The sequence below is a fragment of the Candidatus Accumulibacter vicinus genome (assembly GCF_000584955.1).
In the GTDB taxonomy this organism is placed as follows: Bacteria; Pseudomonadota; Gammaproteobacteria; order Burkholderiales; family Rhodocyclaceae; genus Accumulibacter; species Accumulibacter vicinus.
In genome coordinates, this window is sequence record NZ_JDSS02000020.1 from 154,183 (window position 1) to 155,253 (window position 1,071).

General features: G+C 59.0%; 1 protein-coding gene. It reads left to right on the plus strand.

What is annotated here, in order from left to right; genetic code table 11:
* Positions 1 to 200 precede the first annotated feature (200 nt).
* On the plus strand, positions 201 to 1,071 hold an 871-nt coding region (locus CAPSK01_RS22425; RefSeq protein ID WP_273703372.1), incomplete at its 3' end, for a methyl-accepting chemotaxis protein.

Sequence of the window (1,071 nt, forward strand, 5' to 3'; positions counted from 1 at the left end):
GCCGGCAAGTTCGTCATCCTGCTCAATATCGGCCGCGTGCTGTCGGTCGACGAAATCGCCCTGTTGGCACAAGTCGCTACCGCCGAGGCGGGGAGCGGTATCGCCAGGACCAGCGGGGCATGAGCAAACGAAATCCTGACGAGTCTCATCGTCGTTTCTAGTTCAATTCAATTCAATCGTTTCAATCGGAGGTATCTGGAATGTTCAAGAATATGCGGGTCGGAGCAAAGCTCGGTCTGGCGATTGGTCTGGTCGTCATGCTGCTGATTGCCACTGGCCTGTTTTCACTGAACCGCATCGCTCATGTCGGTGATCTGCTGGAGAAGTTCTACCGCAGCCCGTTTACCGTGACCAATGCGGTCGCGCGCGTTGACGGCGAAGTCGTTCGCATGCACCGCAGCATGAAGGATGTGGCATTGTCCAAGACGCCCGCCGACCTCGACAAAGCCGTAGCGGCCGTGGATGCCAGCGAAAAGAAAGCCTACGAACGCATCAAGGTTCTCAAGGAGCGCTTCCTCGGCGACAAGAGCCTGATTGAACGACTGGAAAAGAGCCTGGACGACTGGCGGCCGACACGGCAAAAAGTTATCGCCCTGATGCGCGAAGACAAGCGCGACCAAGCCGCCGCAATCACCAGGGAAGTCGGCGCCAAGCAGGTTGCCGAGATTGGCGCCGCGGTCAACGCCATCGACGAATTTGCCACCAAGAAAGCCGACGAGTTTTTCCAGAACTCGGAAGCGACGCAGCGTGAAACCAGGAACGCCATTCTTGTCCTGATCGTCGTTGCCACCGCGATTGGCCTTGCGGTCACGCTCCTGATCACGCGCAATCTGGTGCGCTCGTTGGGCGGTGAACCGGCTTACGCCGTCGACGTCACCCGACGAATCGCCGAGGGTGATTTCGGCGTGAAGATCGAAACCGACGACCGCAACACCGAAAGCCTGCTATCCGTGATGCAAGGCATGACCACCAAACTGGCACAGATCATCGGCGAAGTGCGAACCGCCGCCGACCACCTCAGCAACGCCTCGGGGCAGGTGTCATCGACCGCCCAGTCGATGTCGCAGTCGG